This is a genomic window from Bacillus altitudinis, assembly GCF_001191605.1.
Lineage (GTDB): Bacteria > Bacillota > Bacilli > Bacillales > Bacillaceae > Bacillus > Bacillus altitudinis.
Map to the genome: position 1 here is coordinate 2,857,866 of NZ_CP009108.1, position 16,735 is coordinate 2,874,600.

General features: G+C 41.2%; 14 protein-coding genes. 5 read left to right on the forward strand and 9 right to left on the reverse strand.

Annotated features, from left to right (window positions below):
- Positions 1–251: 251 nt before the first annotated feature.
- On the reverse strand, positions 252–389 hold the full coding sequence (locus ID12_RS19060) for a YozQ family protein (RefSeq protein WP_017359491.1): 138 nt from the start codon (positions 387–389) through the stop codon (positions 252–254).
- A 49-nt stretch (positions 390–438) separates the two neighbouring features.
- Positions 439–651 carry a DUF6501 family protein gene (locus ID12_RS14265; protein WP_008346502.1) on the reverse strand — a complete coding sequence of 71 codons (213 nt, stop codon included), beginning with the start codon at positions 649–651 and terminating at the stop codon, positions 439–441.
- Positions 652–860: 209 nt separating this feature from the next.
- Here ID12_RS14265 and ID12_RS14270 point away from each other — a divergent pair, with 209 nt between their 5' ends.
- The 4 genes from ID12_RS14270 to ID12_RS14285 all read left to right on the forward strand — a co-directional run bounded on the left by ID12_RS14270 (position 861) and on the right by ID12_RS14285 (position 6,241).
- Complete coding sequence (locus ID12_RS14270; protein ID WP_017359492.1) at positions 861–2,345, forward strand: aldehyde dehydrogenase family protein; 1,485 nt, start codon at positions 861–863, stop codon at positions 2,343–2,345.
- A 100-nt stretch (positions 2,346–2,445) separates the two neighbouring features.
- Positions 2,446–4,323, forward strand: coding sequence for a terpene cyclase/mutase family protein (locus ID12_RS14275; protein ID WP_050827301.1), 1,878 nt, complete (start codon positions 2,446–2,448; stop codon positions 4,321–4,323).
- Entirely contained in the window at positions 4,316–5,140 is an 825-nt protein-coding gene (locus ID12_RS14280; protein ID WP_007500719.1) for a superoxide dismutase, read from the forward strand. The genes ID12_RS14275 and ID12_RS14280 overlap by 8 nt, the downstream gene beginning before the upstream one ends.
- Before the next feature lie 150 nt (positions 5,141–5,290).
- Positions 5,291–6,241: a bile acid:sodium symporter family protein gene (locus tag ID12_RS14285; protein ID WP_035391745.1), complete on the forward strand. Its 951-nt coding sequence runs from the start codon at positions 5,291–5,293 to the stop codon at positions 6,239–6,241.
- A gap of 31 nt (positions 6,242–6,272) precedes the next feature.
- On the opposite strand, the gene odhB is transcribed toward ID12_RS14285, so the two are convergent.
- From odhB to cdaS, 7 genes are all read right to left on the reverse strand, one after another.
- On the reverse strand, positions 6,273–7,529 hold the full coding sequence (odhB, locus tag ID12_RS14290) for a 2-oxoglutarate dehydrogenase complex dihydrolipoyllysine-residue succinyltransferase (RefSeq protein ID WP_007500721.1): 1,257 nt from the start codon (positions 7,527–7,529) through the stop codon (positions 6,273–6,275).
- Between the two features lie 14 nt (positions 7,530–7,543).
- Positions 7,544–10,378: a 2-oxoglutarate dehydrogenase E1 component gene (gene sucA, locus ID12_RS14295; protein ID WP_035391743.1), complete on the reverse strand. Its 2,835-nt coding sequence runs from the start codon at positions 10,376–10,378 to the stop codon at positions 7,544–7,546.
- A gap of 224 nt (positions 10,379–10,602) precedes the next feature.
- A complete protein-coding gene (locus ID12_RS14300; protein ID WP_017367448.1) occupies positions 10,603–12,519 on the reverse strand; it encodes a vWA domain-containing protein in 1,917 nt (638 codons plus the stop codon).
- 11 nt (positions 12,520–12,530) lie between these two features.
- Positions 12,531–13,409, reverse strand: a complete 879-nt coding sequence (locus ID12_RS14305; protein ID WP_017367449.1) for an ATP-binding protein — start codon at positions 13,407–13,409, stop codon at positions 12,531–12,533.
- An 89-nt stretch (positions 13,410–13,498) separates the two neighbouring features.
- The gene (locus ID12_RS14310; RefSeq protein ID WP_007500730.1) at positions 13,499–14,077 is read right to left on the reverse strand and encodes a superoxide dismutase family protein; all 579 of its coding nucleotides are present in this window, start codon (positions 14,075–14,077) and stop codon (positions 13,499–13,501) included.
- A gap of 77 nt (positions 14,078–14,154) precedes the next feature.
- Positions 14,155–15,486, reverse strand: a complete 1,332-nt coding sequence (locus ID12_RS14315) for a C40 family peptidase (RefSeq protein WP_050827693.1) — start codon at positions 15,484–15,486, stop codon at positions 14,155–14,157.
- Between the two features lie 402 nt (positions 15,487–15,888).
- Positions 15,889–16,515, reverse strand: coding sequence for a sporulation-specific diadenylate cyclase CdaS (cdaS, locus tag ID12_RS14320; protein ID WP_007500734.1), 627 nt, complete (start codon positions 16,513–16,515; stop codon positions 15,889–15,891).
- Positions 16,516–16,596: 81 nt separating this feature from the next.
- Here cdaS and ID12_RS19615 point away from each other — a divergent pair, with 81 nt between their 5' ends.
- Positions 16,597–16,722, forward strand: coding sequence for a hypothetical protein (locus ID12_RS19615; RefSeq protein WP_003215647.1), 126 nt, complete (start codon positions 16,597–16,599; stop codon positions 16,720–16,722).
- Positions 16,723–16,735: the final 13 nt, after the last annotated feature.

Below are 16,735 nucleotides of genomic sequence, written 5' to 3' on the forward strand. Positions count from 1 at the left end.
TATGAGACCATAAAAAAACAGTGATTATGTAAAATCACTGTTCAGCGTGTAGACAAACCCTCGCATTCTTTGTCAGTCCTGCGCTCTGGTGCTCACGAATGGCAAATTCGCTCCGCAAAAGTAGCTGTCCTTCCTAGACTGCAAAGGTTTTCTATCACGCTGAAAAGAAGACAAAGGGCTAAAATAAAGTTCATTTTAGCCCTTTGTCAACAATCTGAACAGTGATTATGTAAAACCACTGTTTTAAATGACTATTCATCTTTCGGGGTATCAATCGTTCCTTCGGCATACACATCAGAAATTTGCTCAAGTGTAATCGCCATATCAGCATCTTCATTGTCATGCCAAGCATTTTGATGTTTCTGCTCTTCTTGCTGCTGCTTTTTCATCATCATCACCCTTTACTGTTTTTCTTAGTATGAGTGATGACCATCAAAATCATTCAGCAGAATTGTCTTCGAAATACTCTTTGTAGTACCCGCCTACTTTACCCGTATTATCAACGACAAAGAGAAATTCCTCAGTTTCATTTTTCACATCATATGTGTGCCCAACCGTTAATGCCCGGTCAACCATATATTTTTTCGCATTTGTATGTACACATTTTACTTGTTTTATCGTTTCAGCCGTTTGCCAGTTTTGATGGATCATGATTTAAAAACTCCTTTTTTCATCTATACATTTATTGTAGCCAATTTTTCGTGAAATGCAATGAGTGTTATCGATTGCTTTCAAAGATGTCGTGTAATATGATAAATGTATACGTTTACATATGTGTGCGTATACAAAATGCTTCATGTCCACTTTTTCCACCTAGAACTCGCAGAACAACCCATATCTTTAAGGAGGTTTGTTTATTTATGAGCTCTACAACACTTCAAATCAGTTCAAAACTCGAATCTTTTCTCCAAGGGACGAAAAAACTCTACATTAACGGTCAGTTTGTCACAAGTCATGATAACAAAACATTCTCTACACCTAACCCTGCCACAGGAGAAACCCTTATTGATGTATATGAAGCAGGTGCAGCCGACATTGATGAGGCAGTAAAAGCTGCTAAAAAGGCGTTCCATGGACCTTGGCGTTCTATGTCTGCAGCCGAACGTGCCCGCTTGATGTTTAAGCTGGCAGATTTAATGGAAGAACACCAAGAAGAACTGGCCCAGCTGGAAACACTTGACAATGGAAAACCAATTAATGAAACAACCAATGCGGATATCCCTCTTGCCATTGAGCACATGCGCTATTATGCAGGGTGGACCACGAAAATGACTGGACAAACCCTTCCTGTCAGCCAGGGATATTTTAATTATACTCGCCATGAGCCTGTTGGCGTTGTGGGACAAATCATTCCTTGGAACTTCCCGCTCCTCATGGCCATGTGGAAAATGGGTGCTGCACTGGCAACAGGCTGCACCATCGTTTTAAAGCCAGCTGAACAAACACCGCTATCTGCTTTATATTTAGCTGAATTAGTGGATAAAGCCGGATTCCCAGAAGGCGTGATTAACATCGTTCCTGGATTTGGTGAAACAGCCGGTGAAGCATTAACCGATCACCCTGATGTCAATAAGCTGGCTTTCACTGGATCAACAAGTGTTGGGAAATTGATCATGGAGAAAGCAGCCAAATCCATCAAGCGTGTTACTTTAGAGCTTGGCGGAAAATCGCCGAATATTATTTTACCAGATGCCGATTTAAAGAAAGCCATTCCAGGTGCATTAAACGGCGTGATGTTTAACCAAGGTCAAGTGTGCTGTGCAGGATCAAGGGTCTTTGTGCACCGGAGCCAATATGATGAAGTCGTCGATCAAATGGCTAAATATGCGACATCATTAAAACAAGGAGCTGGTCTTCATCATGATACCCAGATTGGGCCTCTAGTGAGTAAAGAGCAGCATGAACGTGTGTTAGGTTATATCGAAAAAGGGAAGTCAGAAGGTGCAACAGCCGTAGTCGGTGGTGACTGCCCTTATGAAGCAGGCTATTTCGTCTCCCCTACTGTCTTTAGAGATGTAGAAGATGAAATGACAATCGCAAAAGAAGAGATCTTCGGTCCAGTTCTATCTGCAATTCCTTACGATTCCATTGATGAAGTGGTCGAACGGGCCAATCAATCTGACTATGGGTTAGCGGCAGGACTTTGGACAGAAAACTTAAAGCATGCTCACGATATCGCTGCACGCCTAGAAGCAGGGACCATTTGGGTCAACTGCTATAATGTCTTTGATGCCGCCTCCCCGTTTGGCGGATATAAACAGTCAGGCCTTGGCAGAGAAATGGGATCATATGCCCTAAACAACTATACAGAAGTCAAAAGCGTGTGGATTAATCTGCAAGATTAATCATTTAAGAAAGCCGGTGACGATGTCATCGGCTTTTTTTGAGCTGTCATGTGACAGGCCGACTCCTGAATATAGTGATAAAGGAAAGGAGCATGGCCGAATGCAAGATTTTAAAACGAGAGTCAACGAATATATCGATGAACTGCACATGCAGGTAGAACGCAGACAAAGAGAAGATGGCGCATTTATTTTCTGCTTTGAAGGACCTATGATGACAAATGCTTTTTTCATTATGCTGTTAAAAGCCGTTGGTGACCCCGATCAGCAATTGATCCATCAATTGGCCGAAGCAATACATGCCAAACAAAATGAAGATGGTTCCTTTTCTTTGTATCATGACCAGTCAGGACATCTCACAGCTACAGTACAAGGTTATTGCGGAATGCTCGCATCTGGCAGATTTCAAAAAGACGAGCCCCATATGGAAAAAGCAGCACAATATATTCGCTCAAAAGGTGGCCTAAAGAACGTTCATTTTATGACAAAGTGGATGCTTGCCGTAAATGGCATGCACCCTTGGCCCTACTTCTATGCACCTCTTTCCTTTTTACTCATCCCTACGTCTTTTCCGCTACACTTCTACCACCTTAGTGCCTATGCAAGGATTCATTTTGTACCCATGATGATCGCACTGAACAAACGGTATACCTCTCATGCTGCGTTTCCATCATTAGCCCATCTTGATGAAAACATGTCTAAAAATCCATTTGACTGGTTTATGGCAAGAGAAGAACGTTCGACTGATGACTTCCTCATGTATATGCGGTCATATACAGCCCTCGACAGCCGGCTCGACTTTTTCGGATATGAAGCGGCAAAGCGATACATGTTTGACCGTCTTGAAAAAGATGGGACGCTGTACAGTTACTTAAGTGCAACCATCTTTATGGTCTATGCCCTCATGAGCCTTGGGTACTCCCCTGGACATCATCTCATCCAAAAAGCAGTCAGGGGTATGAAAAAGCTCGTCACCTCCTGTCAAGGCAAGATATATGCTGAGAATTCCACCTCGACTGTGTGGGATACAGCGCTTGTCAGTTACGCTTCTCAAAGAGCAGGAAGAAAACGAGAAGATCCCATGATCATGAATTCCTTCACCTATTTGCTGGACCGCCAGCAAATGAAGAAAGCGGATTGGGCAGTTCATAACCGTCTTGCTACTCCCGGGGGCTTTGGTTTCTCACATATCAATACGAATAATCCTGATTGTGATGACACGCAAATTGTGTTAAAAGCGATCCCAAAAGAATACGCTCCACTTCAGTGGAAACGAGGATATGACTGGCTTCTCTCCATGCAAAACCGTGATGGCGGCTTTTCTGCTTTTGAAAAAAATCAAGATCACTTTCTACTTCGTCACCTTCCGCTTGAATCTGCGGAGGATGCGGCGATTGATCCGTCAACTCCTGATATTACTGGTCGTGTGCTCCATTTGATTGGTTTAGAAGAAAAAGAGACTGCTTCACCCACGATTCTCAGGCAAAAAGATCGATGTGTAAAATGGCTCATTGACCACCAGGAGAAAAACGGATCATGGTTTGGCAGATGGGGTGTTTGTTATATTTATGGAACTTGGGCAGCGTTAACAGGACTGAAAGCGGCCGGCATTCCCTCCTCACACCCTGCTGTGCAAAAAGCGTGCCGTTTCCTAAAGCAGATTCAGCTTGAAGATGGCAGTTTCGGAGAATCGTGTAAAAGTGCAGAACTGAAAACCTATGTCCCGCTTTCCTTTGGCACAGTGGTTCAAACCGCATGGGCGACAGAGGCGCTCCTCCAATATGAGAAAGCAAATAACGCAGCCATTTTGAAAGCTGTCTACTTTTTAGTGAACCATCACCATACTGAAGAAGCCATGTACTATCCGGTCGGCATTGGACTGCCAAAACAATTTTACATCACCTATCATAGCTACCCATTTGTGTTTCCGATGATGGCTTGTTCTACATTTTTAGAGGAAATGAGGCGTATACATGAATAAAGAAGAATATCGCTCACAGCTCAAAGAGTGGCTTAGCACGATTCAACATGTGTGGCAAGATGATAATATCCATCGAAAAGTGGAACATTTACGACTCAAAATGGAGGATGATGATTCCAGTGAACAAGAATGGTACGAACTAGCCGAAAGGATTGCAGAAGACATGCAGCATCCACACGAAGAAGTGCGCGATGTAGCAGCTGGAAATCATCAGTTACCACCACTGCCTTATCGGTATGACGCGCTCGAACCTTATATTTCAAAAGAAATTATGTACTTGCACCATCAAAAGCATCATCAAACTTATGTTGATGGTCTAAATCAAGCTGAACTTGCGCTAAAAAAAGCAAGAAGAACCAACGACTTTACCATGATCAAGCATTGGGAACGTGAGCTTGCCTTTCATGGGGCAGGACATTATTTACATTGTATCTTTTGGTTTTCCATGAGTCCTTCAGGGAAAAGAAAACCTACTGGTCAAATGCTTCGTCTCATTGATCAATCATTTGGCAGCTATGAGGCGTTCAAGTCACATTTTTCAGCTGCTGCCAAACAAGTAGAAGGTGTCGGATGGGCGATTCTTGTATGGTCCCCTCGATCTCAGCGTTTAGACATTTTACAAGCAGAACGCCATCAGTTCCTCTCACAATGGGACATCATCCCCCTTCTTGCTCTTGATGTGTGGGAGCATGCCTATTACCTCCAATATCGAAATGAAAAGGCGCAATATGTAGACCGGTGGTGGAATGTCGTTGACTGGCGTGAGCCAGAAGCAAGACTAAAACAGGCTCAACAAGTGAAATGGACACCTTTTTGATCGCATACTCCACATAGTTCATTTACTATGTGGGTTTTATTAGTTAACATAATAATATTATGAACACCCATTACAAAATCATAGGTTGTTTTTTCAGAAAATTCATTTAAAATAGAAAAGATATGAAAAGAAAGAGAGTTGAAAGATAGTATGAACACCCTTTTACACATTAGTCACTTTGCAGGAAGAACATTCGCTATATGGGTCATTGTCTTTGCTTGTCTAGGTTTTACTTTTCCTGCGGCATTTTCTTTGATTGGACCTTATATCCCTTTTTTACTGGGCATTATTATGTTTGGCATGGGGCTGACGCTGTCTTCTGAAGATTTTAAAGAGCTTTTTAGAAAGCCTCTTTATGTATTGATCGGGGTTTTAGCGCAGTATACACTGATGCCACTCATAGCATTTTTATTGGCCTATGGGTTACATTTGCCTTCTGAAATCGCTGTTGGTGTCATTCTCGTCGGCTGCTGTCCAGGCGGGACTGCATCCAATGTAATGACCTTTTTGGCGAAAGGAAATACGGCCTTATCCCTTGCCGTGACAACGATCTCGACACTACTTGCTCCCATTTTGACCCCTGTTTTTATTTATATTTTTGCAAAATCTTGGTTATCTGTATCACCGGGTGCTTTGTTTTTGTCGATTGTCCAAGTTGTCTTAATTCCGATTATTTTAGGTGTCATCGTCAAATTGTTTTTTAAAAAACAAGTGACGTATGCTGTACAAGCACTTCCACTTGTATCTGTTACTGGCATTGTCGCCATCATTGCAGCTGTTGTCAGCGCAAATAAAGAACAGATTCTGCAATCTGGACTGCTTATTTTTGCCGTTGTTGTTTTACATAATGCTCTTGGTCTATTATTGGGTTACCTCATTGCAAAATGGTGTAAAATGGACATTCCTTCTCAACGAGCAATTTCAATAGAAGTAGGGATGCAAAATTCTGGACTTGGCGCAGCCCTTGCAACCGCACATTTTTCTCCACTTGCCGCCGTTCCCAGTGCCATTTTTAGCGTATGGCATAATTTATCTGGCTCTTGGCTGGCAACATTTTGGTCAAAAAGAGGCTACTCAGAAAATAAAGACCAAAAAAGCTAGTACCCTCATCGGTACTAGCTTTTTCTTTCGATTATCCTTCAAGCAATAGCTGTTCAGGATCTTCAAGTAGATTTTTAATCGTGACAAGGAACCCAACAGCTTCTTTACCATCGACAATACGGTGGTCGTATGAAAGAGCTAAATACATCATTGGACGGTTTTCAAAGCGTTCTTCATCAATTGCAACAGGACGAAGCTGAATTTTATGCATACCTAAAATTCCAACTTGAGGACTGTTTAAAATTGGTGTTGAAAGCAGAGAACCAAATGTTCCTCCGTTTGTGATCGTGAATGATCCACCTTGTAATTCATTGAGCGATAATTTGTTATCTCTTGCTTTTTTCGCAAGATGACCGATTTCTTTTTCAATTCCTGCAAATGATAGTCTATCTGCATCACGGACAACTGGTACCACAAGCCCTTCATTGGCGGCTACAGCAATACCGATGTCATAGAATTTTTTAATGACAAGCTCATCACCTTGAATTTCTGCGTTGAGAAGTGGATATTTTTTAAGTGCTGCTACCACTGCTTTTGTGAAGAAGGACATGAAGCCCAGTTTCACATCGTTTTGTTCAAGGAAGGCATCTTTGCGACGCTTTCTTAGATCCATGACAGCTGTCATATCGACTTCATTAAATGTTGTCAGCATCGCTGCCGTTTGTTGAACTTCAACTAAACGTTTTGCAATGGTTTGTCTGCGGCGTGACATTTTTTCACGCTCAACTGGTTTCCCTGCTTGATCATTTTGCACCGCAGCATTTGCTTTTGGCGCGGCTTTCGGTGCACTTGCAGGAGCTTCATTCTTTTGGTAAGAAGCTACATCCTGCTTTCGTACCCTGCCCAGCGGATCTGCGGTTGGAATCTCAGATAAGTCTAACCCCTTCTCTCTTGCTAGTTTTCTAGCTGCTGGAGAAGCGATCGTTCTGCCATTACCAGATTTCGGCTCTTCTTTTGCTGCCTCTTCTTTTTGTTCAGCTGCTGGTTCTTCTTTCGAAGCTGGTGCAGAATCTTGCTCAGGTGCTGGAGCTGCGGACTCGCTTCCGCCAGCTTCACCTGCTGCAATCGTTCCGATGACTTCTCCAACTTGGACAGTGTCACCAGAATCTTTCAGTACTTCTTTTAGAACACCAGATTCTTCAGCTGTCAATTCGACATTGACTTTATCTGTTTCAAGTTCTAACAGGTATTCCCCCTGCTCAACATAATCGCCCGGCTGTTTTAGCCACTGAGCAATTGTTCCTTCCGAGATTGATTCCGCTAGTTCAGGTACTTTAATTTCCGCCATTTTTCATTTCCCCCTTAGTTTTTGCGAGTCAAGCTATCAGATACAATTCGTTCTTGTTCTTTTTTATGAACAGTTGGATCACCCTCAGCCGTACTTGAACGTCTTCTGCGGCCGATGTAACGTACTTTTACTTTTTCAGATGCAATTTCACGTAAATATGGCTCAATATATCCCCAAGCGCCCATATTTTGCGGTTCTTCTTGCACCCATACGATTTCTTCTAAGTTCGTCAGTTTTGATAAAATGGCTTTAATATCTTTGGCTGGGAATGGATATAATTGTTCCACTCTCGCAATATGAAGCCAATCTTTTGAGTCTTCCATTTGAGTAAAACGATCACTAATATCGATCGATACCTTCCCGCTCGATAGCACAAGGCGTGTTACTTTTTCATGATCATGCACAAGGCCCGGCTGTTCAAGAACTGGACGGAACTGTCCATCTGTTAGTTCTTGGACTTCGGATAATGTGTTCGGGTTTCGAAGCAGACTCTTCGGTGTCATGATGACAAGAGGACGAATCTCTTCACGAAGCAGCATTTTCGCCTGTCTTCTAAGAATATGGAAGTATTGAGCTGCACTTGTCAGGTTCGCAACTGTCCAGTTATTCTCAGCAGCTGATTGCAAGAAGCGTTCTGTTCTTCCACTAGAATGTTCTGGACCTTGTCCTTCATATCCATGTGGCAAGAGCATCACAAGCCCTGACTTTTGTCCCCACTTGGCGCGGCCTGCTGAAATAAATTGATCAAAATACACTTGAGCCGCATTTGCGAAGTCTCCAAATTGAGCTTCCCAAATCACTAATGTTTCAGGAGAATAGACATTATAACCATATTCAAACCCGATGACAGAGCCTTCTGACAGTGGACTATTATGGACTGTAAATGATGCATTTGCATCACTCAGTTCATGAAGAGCAATGAATTCATCACCCGTTTGACTGTCGTGAAGAACAAGGTTTCTTTGAGCAAATGTGCCTCGCTCAGAATCCTGTCCGGTCATTCGAATCGGCGTACCGTCTTTTAATATAGATGCAAATGCCAGTGCTTCACCAAGTGACCATTCCACTTTGCGATCATCTGTAAACACTTTTGCACGTTTTTCAAGGATCCGCTTTAGCTTACCGAATACTTGGAAGTCTTTCGGCCAGCTAATTAATTCTTCATTCAGCTTTCTTAATACATCAAACTCTACAGATGTATCAACTGCAGGGAAGCCGTTAGATACAGGCTCTGGCAGTTCGATTTCTTGAATCGTATGTTCTTTCTTTGAAGGTACTTTTTTATAAGCTTCTTCAATTTTTGCCGTGACAGCCTGCTCAATTTCTTCTCTTTGTTCTTTTGACAGAAGGCCCTCAGTGACAAGCTTATCTGCGAAGATATTCTTGACCGTTTTGTGCTTTCTGACCGCATCGTACAGCATTGGCTGAGTAGTAGAAGGCTCATCCATTTCGTTATGGCCATATCTGCGGTAGCCAATCAAGTCAATTAAGAAATCCTTTTTAAACCGTTTACGGTATTCTACCGCCAGCTGAACAGCTGCTAAACAAGCTTCTGGATCGTCTGCATTGACGTGAACAATTGGAATCTCGAAACCTTTTGCAAGGTCACTAGCGTATTTCGTTGAACGAGATTCATTGCTTTCTGTGGTAAATCCAATCATATTGTTGGCAATGATATGGATCGTTCCCCCCACTTGATAGCCGACTAATTGACTTAAATTTAATGTTTCTGCGACAATTCCCTCTCCAGGAAATGCAGCATCCCCATGAATTAAGATGGCTAACGCTTTTTCAACGTCTTGAACTGGATAGCCTTTTTGAGTACGCGATTCTTGAGCAGCACGAGTGCTTCCTTCAATAATCGGATCAATAAATTCCAAGTGACTTGGGTTATTGGCAAGTGTGACTCTTGCACTCTTTGTATCTTCATCTTTGATTTGGCGGTCAGCACCGAGATGATATTTTACATCCCCTGTCCATCCGTAGCTGATGCCGATAGAGCCTTCTGATGGTACAAGCTCTTTATTAGGCGCATGCTGGAATTCTGAGAAAATGATCTCATATGGCTTTCCTAACACATGTGCTAATACATTTAAACGGCCTCTATGTGCCATTCCAATGTTAATATTTGAAGTCCCTTGTGTAACAGACTCGGATATAATTTCATCAAGTACTGGAACAAGTGCGTCTAATCCTTCTATAGAAAAACGCTTTTGTCCAACAAATGTTTTATGAAGGAACTGCTCAAATTGCTCGACTTCTGTTAATCTTTTGAGTACAGAAACTAGTTTATCTGCTGGTTTTTTCTTAAATAATTCACCAGACTCAATAGATTTAGAGAGCCAGTTGCGCTCTTCGAAGTCATGTACATGATCAAACTCAAATGAAATGGTACGCTTATACGTATTTCTCAAATGGTTAATGGCTTCTATGCCGTTTGAAATGTGTTTAGGTGCATCTGGACTAATAATTGATATTGGAATATTCTTAACGTCTTCTTCAGTTAAACCGTATTCCTTTAATGGAAACAGCTCTTGTAATTCCTTTTCTTTGCGAAGAGGATTGACGGAAGCATTTAAATGGCCATACGTTCTGATGTCTTCTGCCAGTTTAACGACTGATGCTATCTTTTGGATTTGTTCAGAAGTAACTACGCTATTTTCTTTTTTCCCAATTTCCTCCTTCATTTCACTCGGTGGTGCACCAAGTTCATCAAATATGCCTCTTATGTCTTCATCAACACTAGTAGGATCCTGGACATATTGATCGTAGAGCTCGAGCACGTAGCCGAGGTTCGGACCATGAAATTCTTCCCAACTCAACGGTTGTTTCACATCATTTTGAAACATTTTGAACACTACCCCCAACTTTGATCATCAAGTGATTGAACACTATCTCGATATAACTTCCAGAACACAATGACCAAATTTATGTAATAAAACGCTTCCAATCATATTCTACCACTGTTTCGGATTACTTTCTACATTCTTTGTTCAATTAAAGATAAAAAATTCAAAGAAAAACAAAAAATTTAAATCATTCCGAAAAATATTTTAAAGAAAGGGGCAAAACCTTATGCCCCAATGCTTTTATGCAGCAATTTCTTGAGTAATGGATATAGCACATCTGGCAATGTATCGACATCCGGTACAAAAATGCTGAACTTGCCATACATATCTTGGATCGTTTTCATCTGCGCCTCTTCAATCGGAGAATTGGATAAAAACACATTGATGACTTCAATTCCCTTTTTTCTCGCTTCGAGAACCGCTTCATGTGTATCCACGATCCCATTTTGTTCGTAGCTGAATGCAGCCGGCTCTCCGTCTGAGAAAACAATGAGGAACTTTTGCTCTTCTCTTCGTTTTAAAATCATTTTTGTCATTTGGCGAATCGCATAGCCGTCCCGGTTATCCTCTTCTGGCTCAAGTGACATGATGGATGGTCCTGCGTCAAATAAGGAATCTTTGAACGATACGACGGTGTTAAAGTAGTTCGGCTGACTTGTTTCAGTTGCGTCATTTGTATCTTCCCAGAACCCTACAATTTGATGAGGTACCTGCACTGATTTTAAAGCTTCATGAAACAGAACAATCCCTTTTTTTGTCTCATCCATTTTGTCAAACATACTCGCAGAACAGTCAACTAATAAAGTGAACACAGCATCAATTTGAGAAGATGGCGCTTGTTTTTTATAAAATAGTCGAGGATTGGACTCTGTAAAATAACGAATGAGCTTTTTACTGAGACGTCCTGCATGAAGATCTGTTTTTGGCCATGATTTTTTATGCTCAAGTGTTTTTTGAATCATTTGTTTTAAGCGTTTCTGATAAGGCTCGATTGCCTTTGCGTGCTGCCTGTACACATCTACTTGCTCTGGTGAAGGAGATTCTGGTGAAATCATGACTGGAAATGCATATTTGTTTTCTTTTCCATTCTCATGCGAATCTGCCCCGCTTTCTTCTCCTTCTGCCTCTTCTAGTGCTTCAAGCTTTGAATAGTCTTTTCGATGGGTTTGTTTGGCTGAACCTTGAACCGTTCCAAGCGCCTGATCTCCATCGTCACCTTCTCTTGCCGCATCTTTACCGAGATCGCTTTTACCACCGTGTTCTAAATCAAATTGAAGGAAACTTTTAGATGGTGCTTCCGTTTCTCTATGCCATACTTCCATATATTCATTATGGATGTCTTCATCCCCCTCTTTTTCCCGATCGACTTTTATATCCTCACTTAATTTTGGCTTTCTTTTGAGGTCATGGAAAAGCGGTTCTTTTGCCGCTTTTTCATAGTCCAATTCTGGGAAGAAAAAGTATGTGTTCAGCATATCCTTTTCAAGGAGCTCATCGAAGCCTTCTGTCAATTCCTTCACAATGATGGCGATATCAGATGTCGAGCGTGCGTCATATACACGTTCAAGACTTGACTCAATAAACGGAATCATTGGATCTATCCGCTCATGAAGGGGTGGAATTTCTTCAAGCGGAGATTCGGCTGTCAGCTTCACGTATATCGCACAAAAGAGTGCATCTGTTAAAATACTGCGCTCTTGGTTAATCGTTAATTGTGTTTTAAAGTGACGTCTGTAAAGCTCTCTTCTCCGTTTAAATACCTTTTTTGTTCCTGGGCGGTCACGTTTAATCCGCTCTTCAATGCGGATATCTTCAAACAGCATAAACAATTGTTTGCACACATCAGGAATGGATAATGTGTGGGCATAGGAAATGATGTCTTCAAACACTGTAAGATCGCTATACACTGTCCCTACTGCTCGCAGAAACACATCACTTTTTAGGCCTGCCATCATATCCTCTTGATGACGATCATCCCAAAAATGGCTGATGAAAATTTTCTTTTCAAACGGTTCATAGTACGATTGAACACCGTATTCAAGCTCCACATCATCACTTTTGGCAAGTGTTTTGGCTAAATCCGTTAATTCCATAAATAGAAATGAATCGATTCTGCTGTCATTAAATTTGATGAATTTCAAAAGTCAGAACCTCACTCGAATAATGTTTGAGCGATATTTCTTACCGCTGCTTTTTCCCGGTCATCTTCTAGCTTCTCTACAATTCCTCGTTCAATTGCACGAAGCGGCGGAATATATTGCGCAAGATCACATGTATCTAACAGTGCGCGAATGGATGCGGCTTCTTCACTGACCTGTCCATTGTGTGCTTGGACGATGAGATCTGATGAGAGCTGTACGAATTGATCGATTAACCGCTCATCCTTTAATACGGACTGAGTGTGCAGTACTTCTTTTAAAATGCCACCGCCAATGTAAGGAACTTCAATGACGACAAAACGGTTTTTCAGCGCTTCATTGAGCGGCACTGTCCCCACATATCCCTCATTGATTGCTGCAATCACGCCAAAACCTTCTTCTGCTCTAACGACTTCACCTGTAAATGGGTTTGTCATCATTTTTCTGTAATCAAGCACACCGTTTAAAATAGGCAGTGTTTCTGGTTTTGCCATGTTGATTTCATCAATATATAAAAGGTGTCCTTTTTTCATTGCTTTTGTAACGGGTCCTTCAATGAATTCTATAGAAGCAACTTGTCCATCATTATGGATGGTTTTATAGCCAATAAGACTTTCTGCATCAAGGTCAACTGAGCAGTTTACACTGTGCATCGGCTGTTGAAAGAAAGCGGATAAAGTTTCTGCTAGTTTGGTTTTACCTGAGCCCGTCGGTCCTTTTAACAGAACATTTTTTCCTAGGGCAAGTGCAATCATGGCATCTTGAATAATAGACGTATCTTGTGATTCATAGCCGCCTGTTCCGATAAGCGGACGAAATTCTTCTTCGAGAACTTTTCCTTTTGCTTCGATCATTGCTTGAATTTCTTCTGGGAGTGATGGTTGGTTAAACATATATGATTAATTCCTCTCTTCGATCATTTTCCTCACCAAGTATACTAAAAAAACCTTTATGCACTCAATACATAAAGGTTCGTCTTCTGTTATTTTACCATTTCTTTTGTGATGGCTCCGCAAGCAATGCGTTTCCCTGAGTTGCCAGAAGGGTTGCTTAAGTAATCATCTGCTTCTGCATGGATGATGAAACTTCGCCCGTTTTGATCGATTAATTGATTTGGGCCTCCCTTTAACGTCACATCTGGTACATTCACGACAACATCAATTTGTCCATCTGCCCCTACCTCTAAATTAGGCATATCTCCAGCATGATGCCCTTTTGGGTTGTCGAAGCCATGCTCTCTATGGGTCGGATTAAAATGTGCACCTGCTGTTTCAAAATCTGGCGTTTCACATATTCCTGTTTCATGAATATGAAAGCCGTGAGGACCTGGTGGCAGTCCTTTCGCTTTCACATGCAGATCCAGCCCATTTTCTGAGGACTCTCTTATTTCAATGCTCCCTATTTTTTGCCCGCTTTCGTTTATGAGTGACGTTGTGACTGGTGCTTGTTTAGGTGCGGCAACTTCTCTTGTTTCTTCTGTCGTTTCTTTTTTCGGCGGTGCATGACATGCTGATGCGGTAAAGATCAAACATATCATGATCATCCACACTGACTTTTTCATTTATGACTGCCCCCTTTTGATATCAGTATGGACAATCACAGCAACGGGCAAACAAAAAAAGCCGAAAATCGGCTTTTTTAGAAGAAACGTTTTGCGCCTAGGTAGGCTTTTTTCCAATAAGGATTGCTTAAGTTTGAAATTCCTACTCCGCTGTCACTTGCATGAAGGAAATCTCCTCCACCTAGGTATAGTCCCATATGAGAAGGACCTGCTTTGTACGTTGTGAAATAAACAAAATCTCCAACTTGTGGTGTGCTGACAGGCGTCATCATATTCCAGTATCCTGCTGTACTCAATCTAGATACTGATGAAACCTTATTAATGAGATAGTAAACAAAGCCGCTACAATCAAATCCAGCTGGTGTATTGCCACCCCATCTGTAAGGAATGCCTGTGAGTTTTTTACCTTCTTGAATCATTGTCGTGATTTTTGCATTCATTGGAACGTCAGTTTTATTATTGTTGACCGGTGTTGTTGAACCGTTTGACGTAGAACCATTAGATCCAGTTGAACCGGAAGCTGTTCCGTTGATTTTTAATACTTGTCCAATTCTCAGCACATCACTTTTCAAGCTGTTTGCTGTGCGGATTGATTGAACCTGCACCTTAAACTGATTCGCAATTTTCCATAATGAATCACCTGATTTAACCGTATAAGATGTTGTTTTACTACTTGAAGACTGATTGCTGTTTGAAGGCGTGCTAGGTTGAGCAGGTTCTTTCGGCTGACTTGGTTTTGACGTCACCGTTCCTTTTACCTTCAATACTTGATTTGGATAAATCATATCAGATTTTAGCGAGTTCAATGTTTTAATTTCACCAATCGACATATTTAACGAATTGGCAATTTTCCAAAGTGAATCGCCTAATTTCACTTTATATGTACTAGATGCTGACGACGAACTATTAGAATTCGTTGATTTGTTACTTGAGCTAGAATTAGATGTTGAGTTTGAATTTGTGGACTGGCTGCCGCTCGTTTTCGTCGTTCCAGACACTTTCAGCTTTTGTCCAGGACGAATGAGGTCACTGTTTAAGCTGTTCAAACTTTTCAAACTTGCAACTGACATTTTGTGATTCTTCGCAATCAGCCATAATGAATCCCCAAGCTTGACTGTATAGCTAGATGTTGTTGAAGCACTTGATTTCGTTGCTTTTGAACTTGTTGATGAGCTGGATTTTGAACTTTTTGCACCAGGAATCTTTAAGCTTTGTCCTGCAAAAATCATCGTCGTTTTTAATTGATTAAGAGATTGAAGTTCCGAAATACTTGTGTTGTACTGTTCGGCAATCTTCCAAAGTGAGTCACCGCTTTTCACCTTGATCGTCTGTGCTTCTGCCGGTGCAGCAATAACAGCTGAGCCTGCGATCGCTGAAACTGTGAGGCCGGTTACTACTTTTTTCTTCATAGATAAATCTCCGCCTTTCATGATTTCGTTCCATAAGACTTATGTACTAGTTTTGAGTTTAGCATTTAATGGTTCTGCTTCTCTTGCACTATTTTATCTTTATTTCTATTATATTACTCGACATGAAGACGTTGGGCAATACTAAATAGGTTAGAGCAGCAAACTCAAAATGCTAAAACAAAGCCATATCGTTTCTATCGGCTGTTTGCTGTATTTATAAACAATTTTTAAGGAATTTTTAAGTTGACGTTTAGAAATTTGTCAAAACAAGCACGTTGCTAGTTTCATAGTTCTATTCTACATGACAAATTTTTCTGTATCAAATGACTTTTTACTTAATTGCCTGTTTTTTCTTCTCAATAAAAAAAGCACCCTTCCCAATGAAGAATGCTGTGTTCATGTTTACTTTCTGATTTCTTGATCTTTTACAGTTAACGGATAGAGGACGCCTTCTTTCGCAAACGACATTTTCCCTGTTTCTTCTGATACAACAAGAACAAGGGCATCAGTCATGCCAGAAAGTCCAATGGCTGCCCGGTGTCTTGTGCCTAGAGAAGGGCTGACTTTTTTTGAGGTGAGCGGTAGGACATTTGCAGCGGAAACAAGCGTGTTTTCTTTTACTAAAAGGGCGCCATCATGAAGTGGGTTTCCAGGATAGAAAATGCTTTCTATTAATGATGCGCTAATTTTCGCATGGAGGTTTGTCCCTTTTTGTATATAATCCTCCACCTCATCTCTCCTTTGAATCACAATCAGTGCGCCATGCTTTTGTTTTGATAAGTTCTCAATGGCTAAAGAAAATTGAGCAAAACCTGGTGTGAATTCTTCCATATATGCTTGTAAATAAAACGAGGAAGCCTCTGCATGCATTTCATTAAACTGATCATGCAATGATTCGAGTTCACAAAGAAGGCATTGTTCCGTCTGGTCAAGCGATTCGACGATTTTCCTTGCATCCATCATAATTTGCGTTAAATGAGATTTCATTTCTAACTTAAACATCGCTTCTTCATTTGTGCGATTGATCATCTCACCATGTCCCTCCTTCTTTCGCTTGTGTCATAAAATAACAAATTGTGCACATTCTATTTGCATGGAGGTGAATTCAATATGACCATTCAAAAAGTGATTCAATATGCTTGCAGCATTTTAGGTGTTGTCAGTCTTTCTTTTATTTATGCCCAAATGTTCAAAAAAACGAAGCCCTCAAAGAAAAATAATCCGACGGAGAATTGATTTTTTTACATAG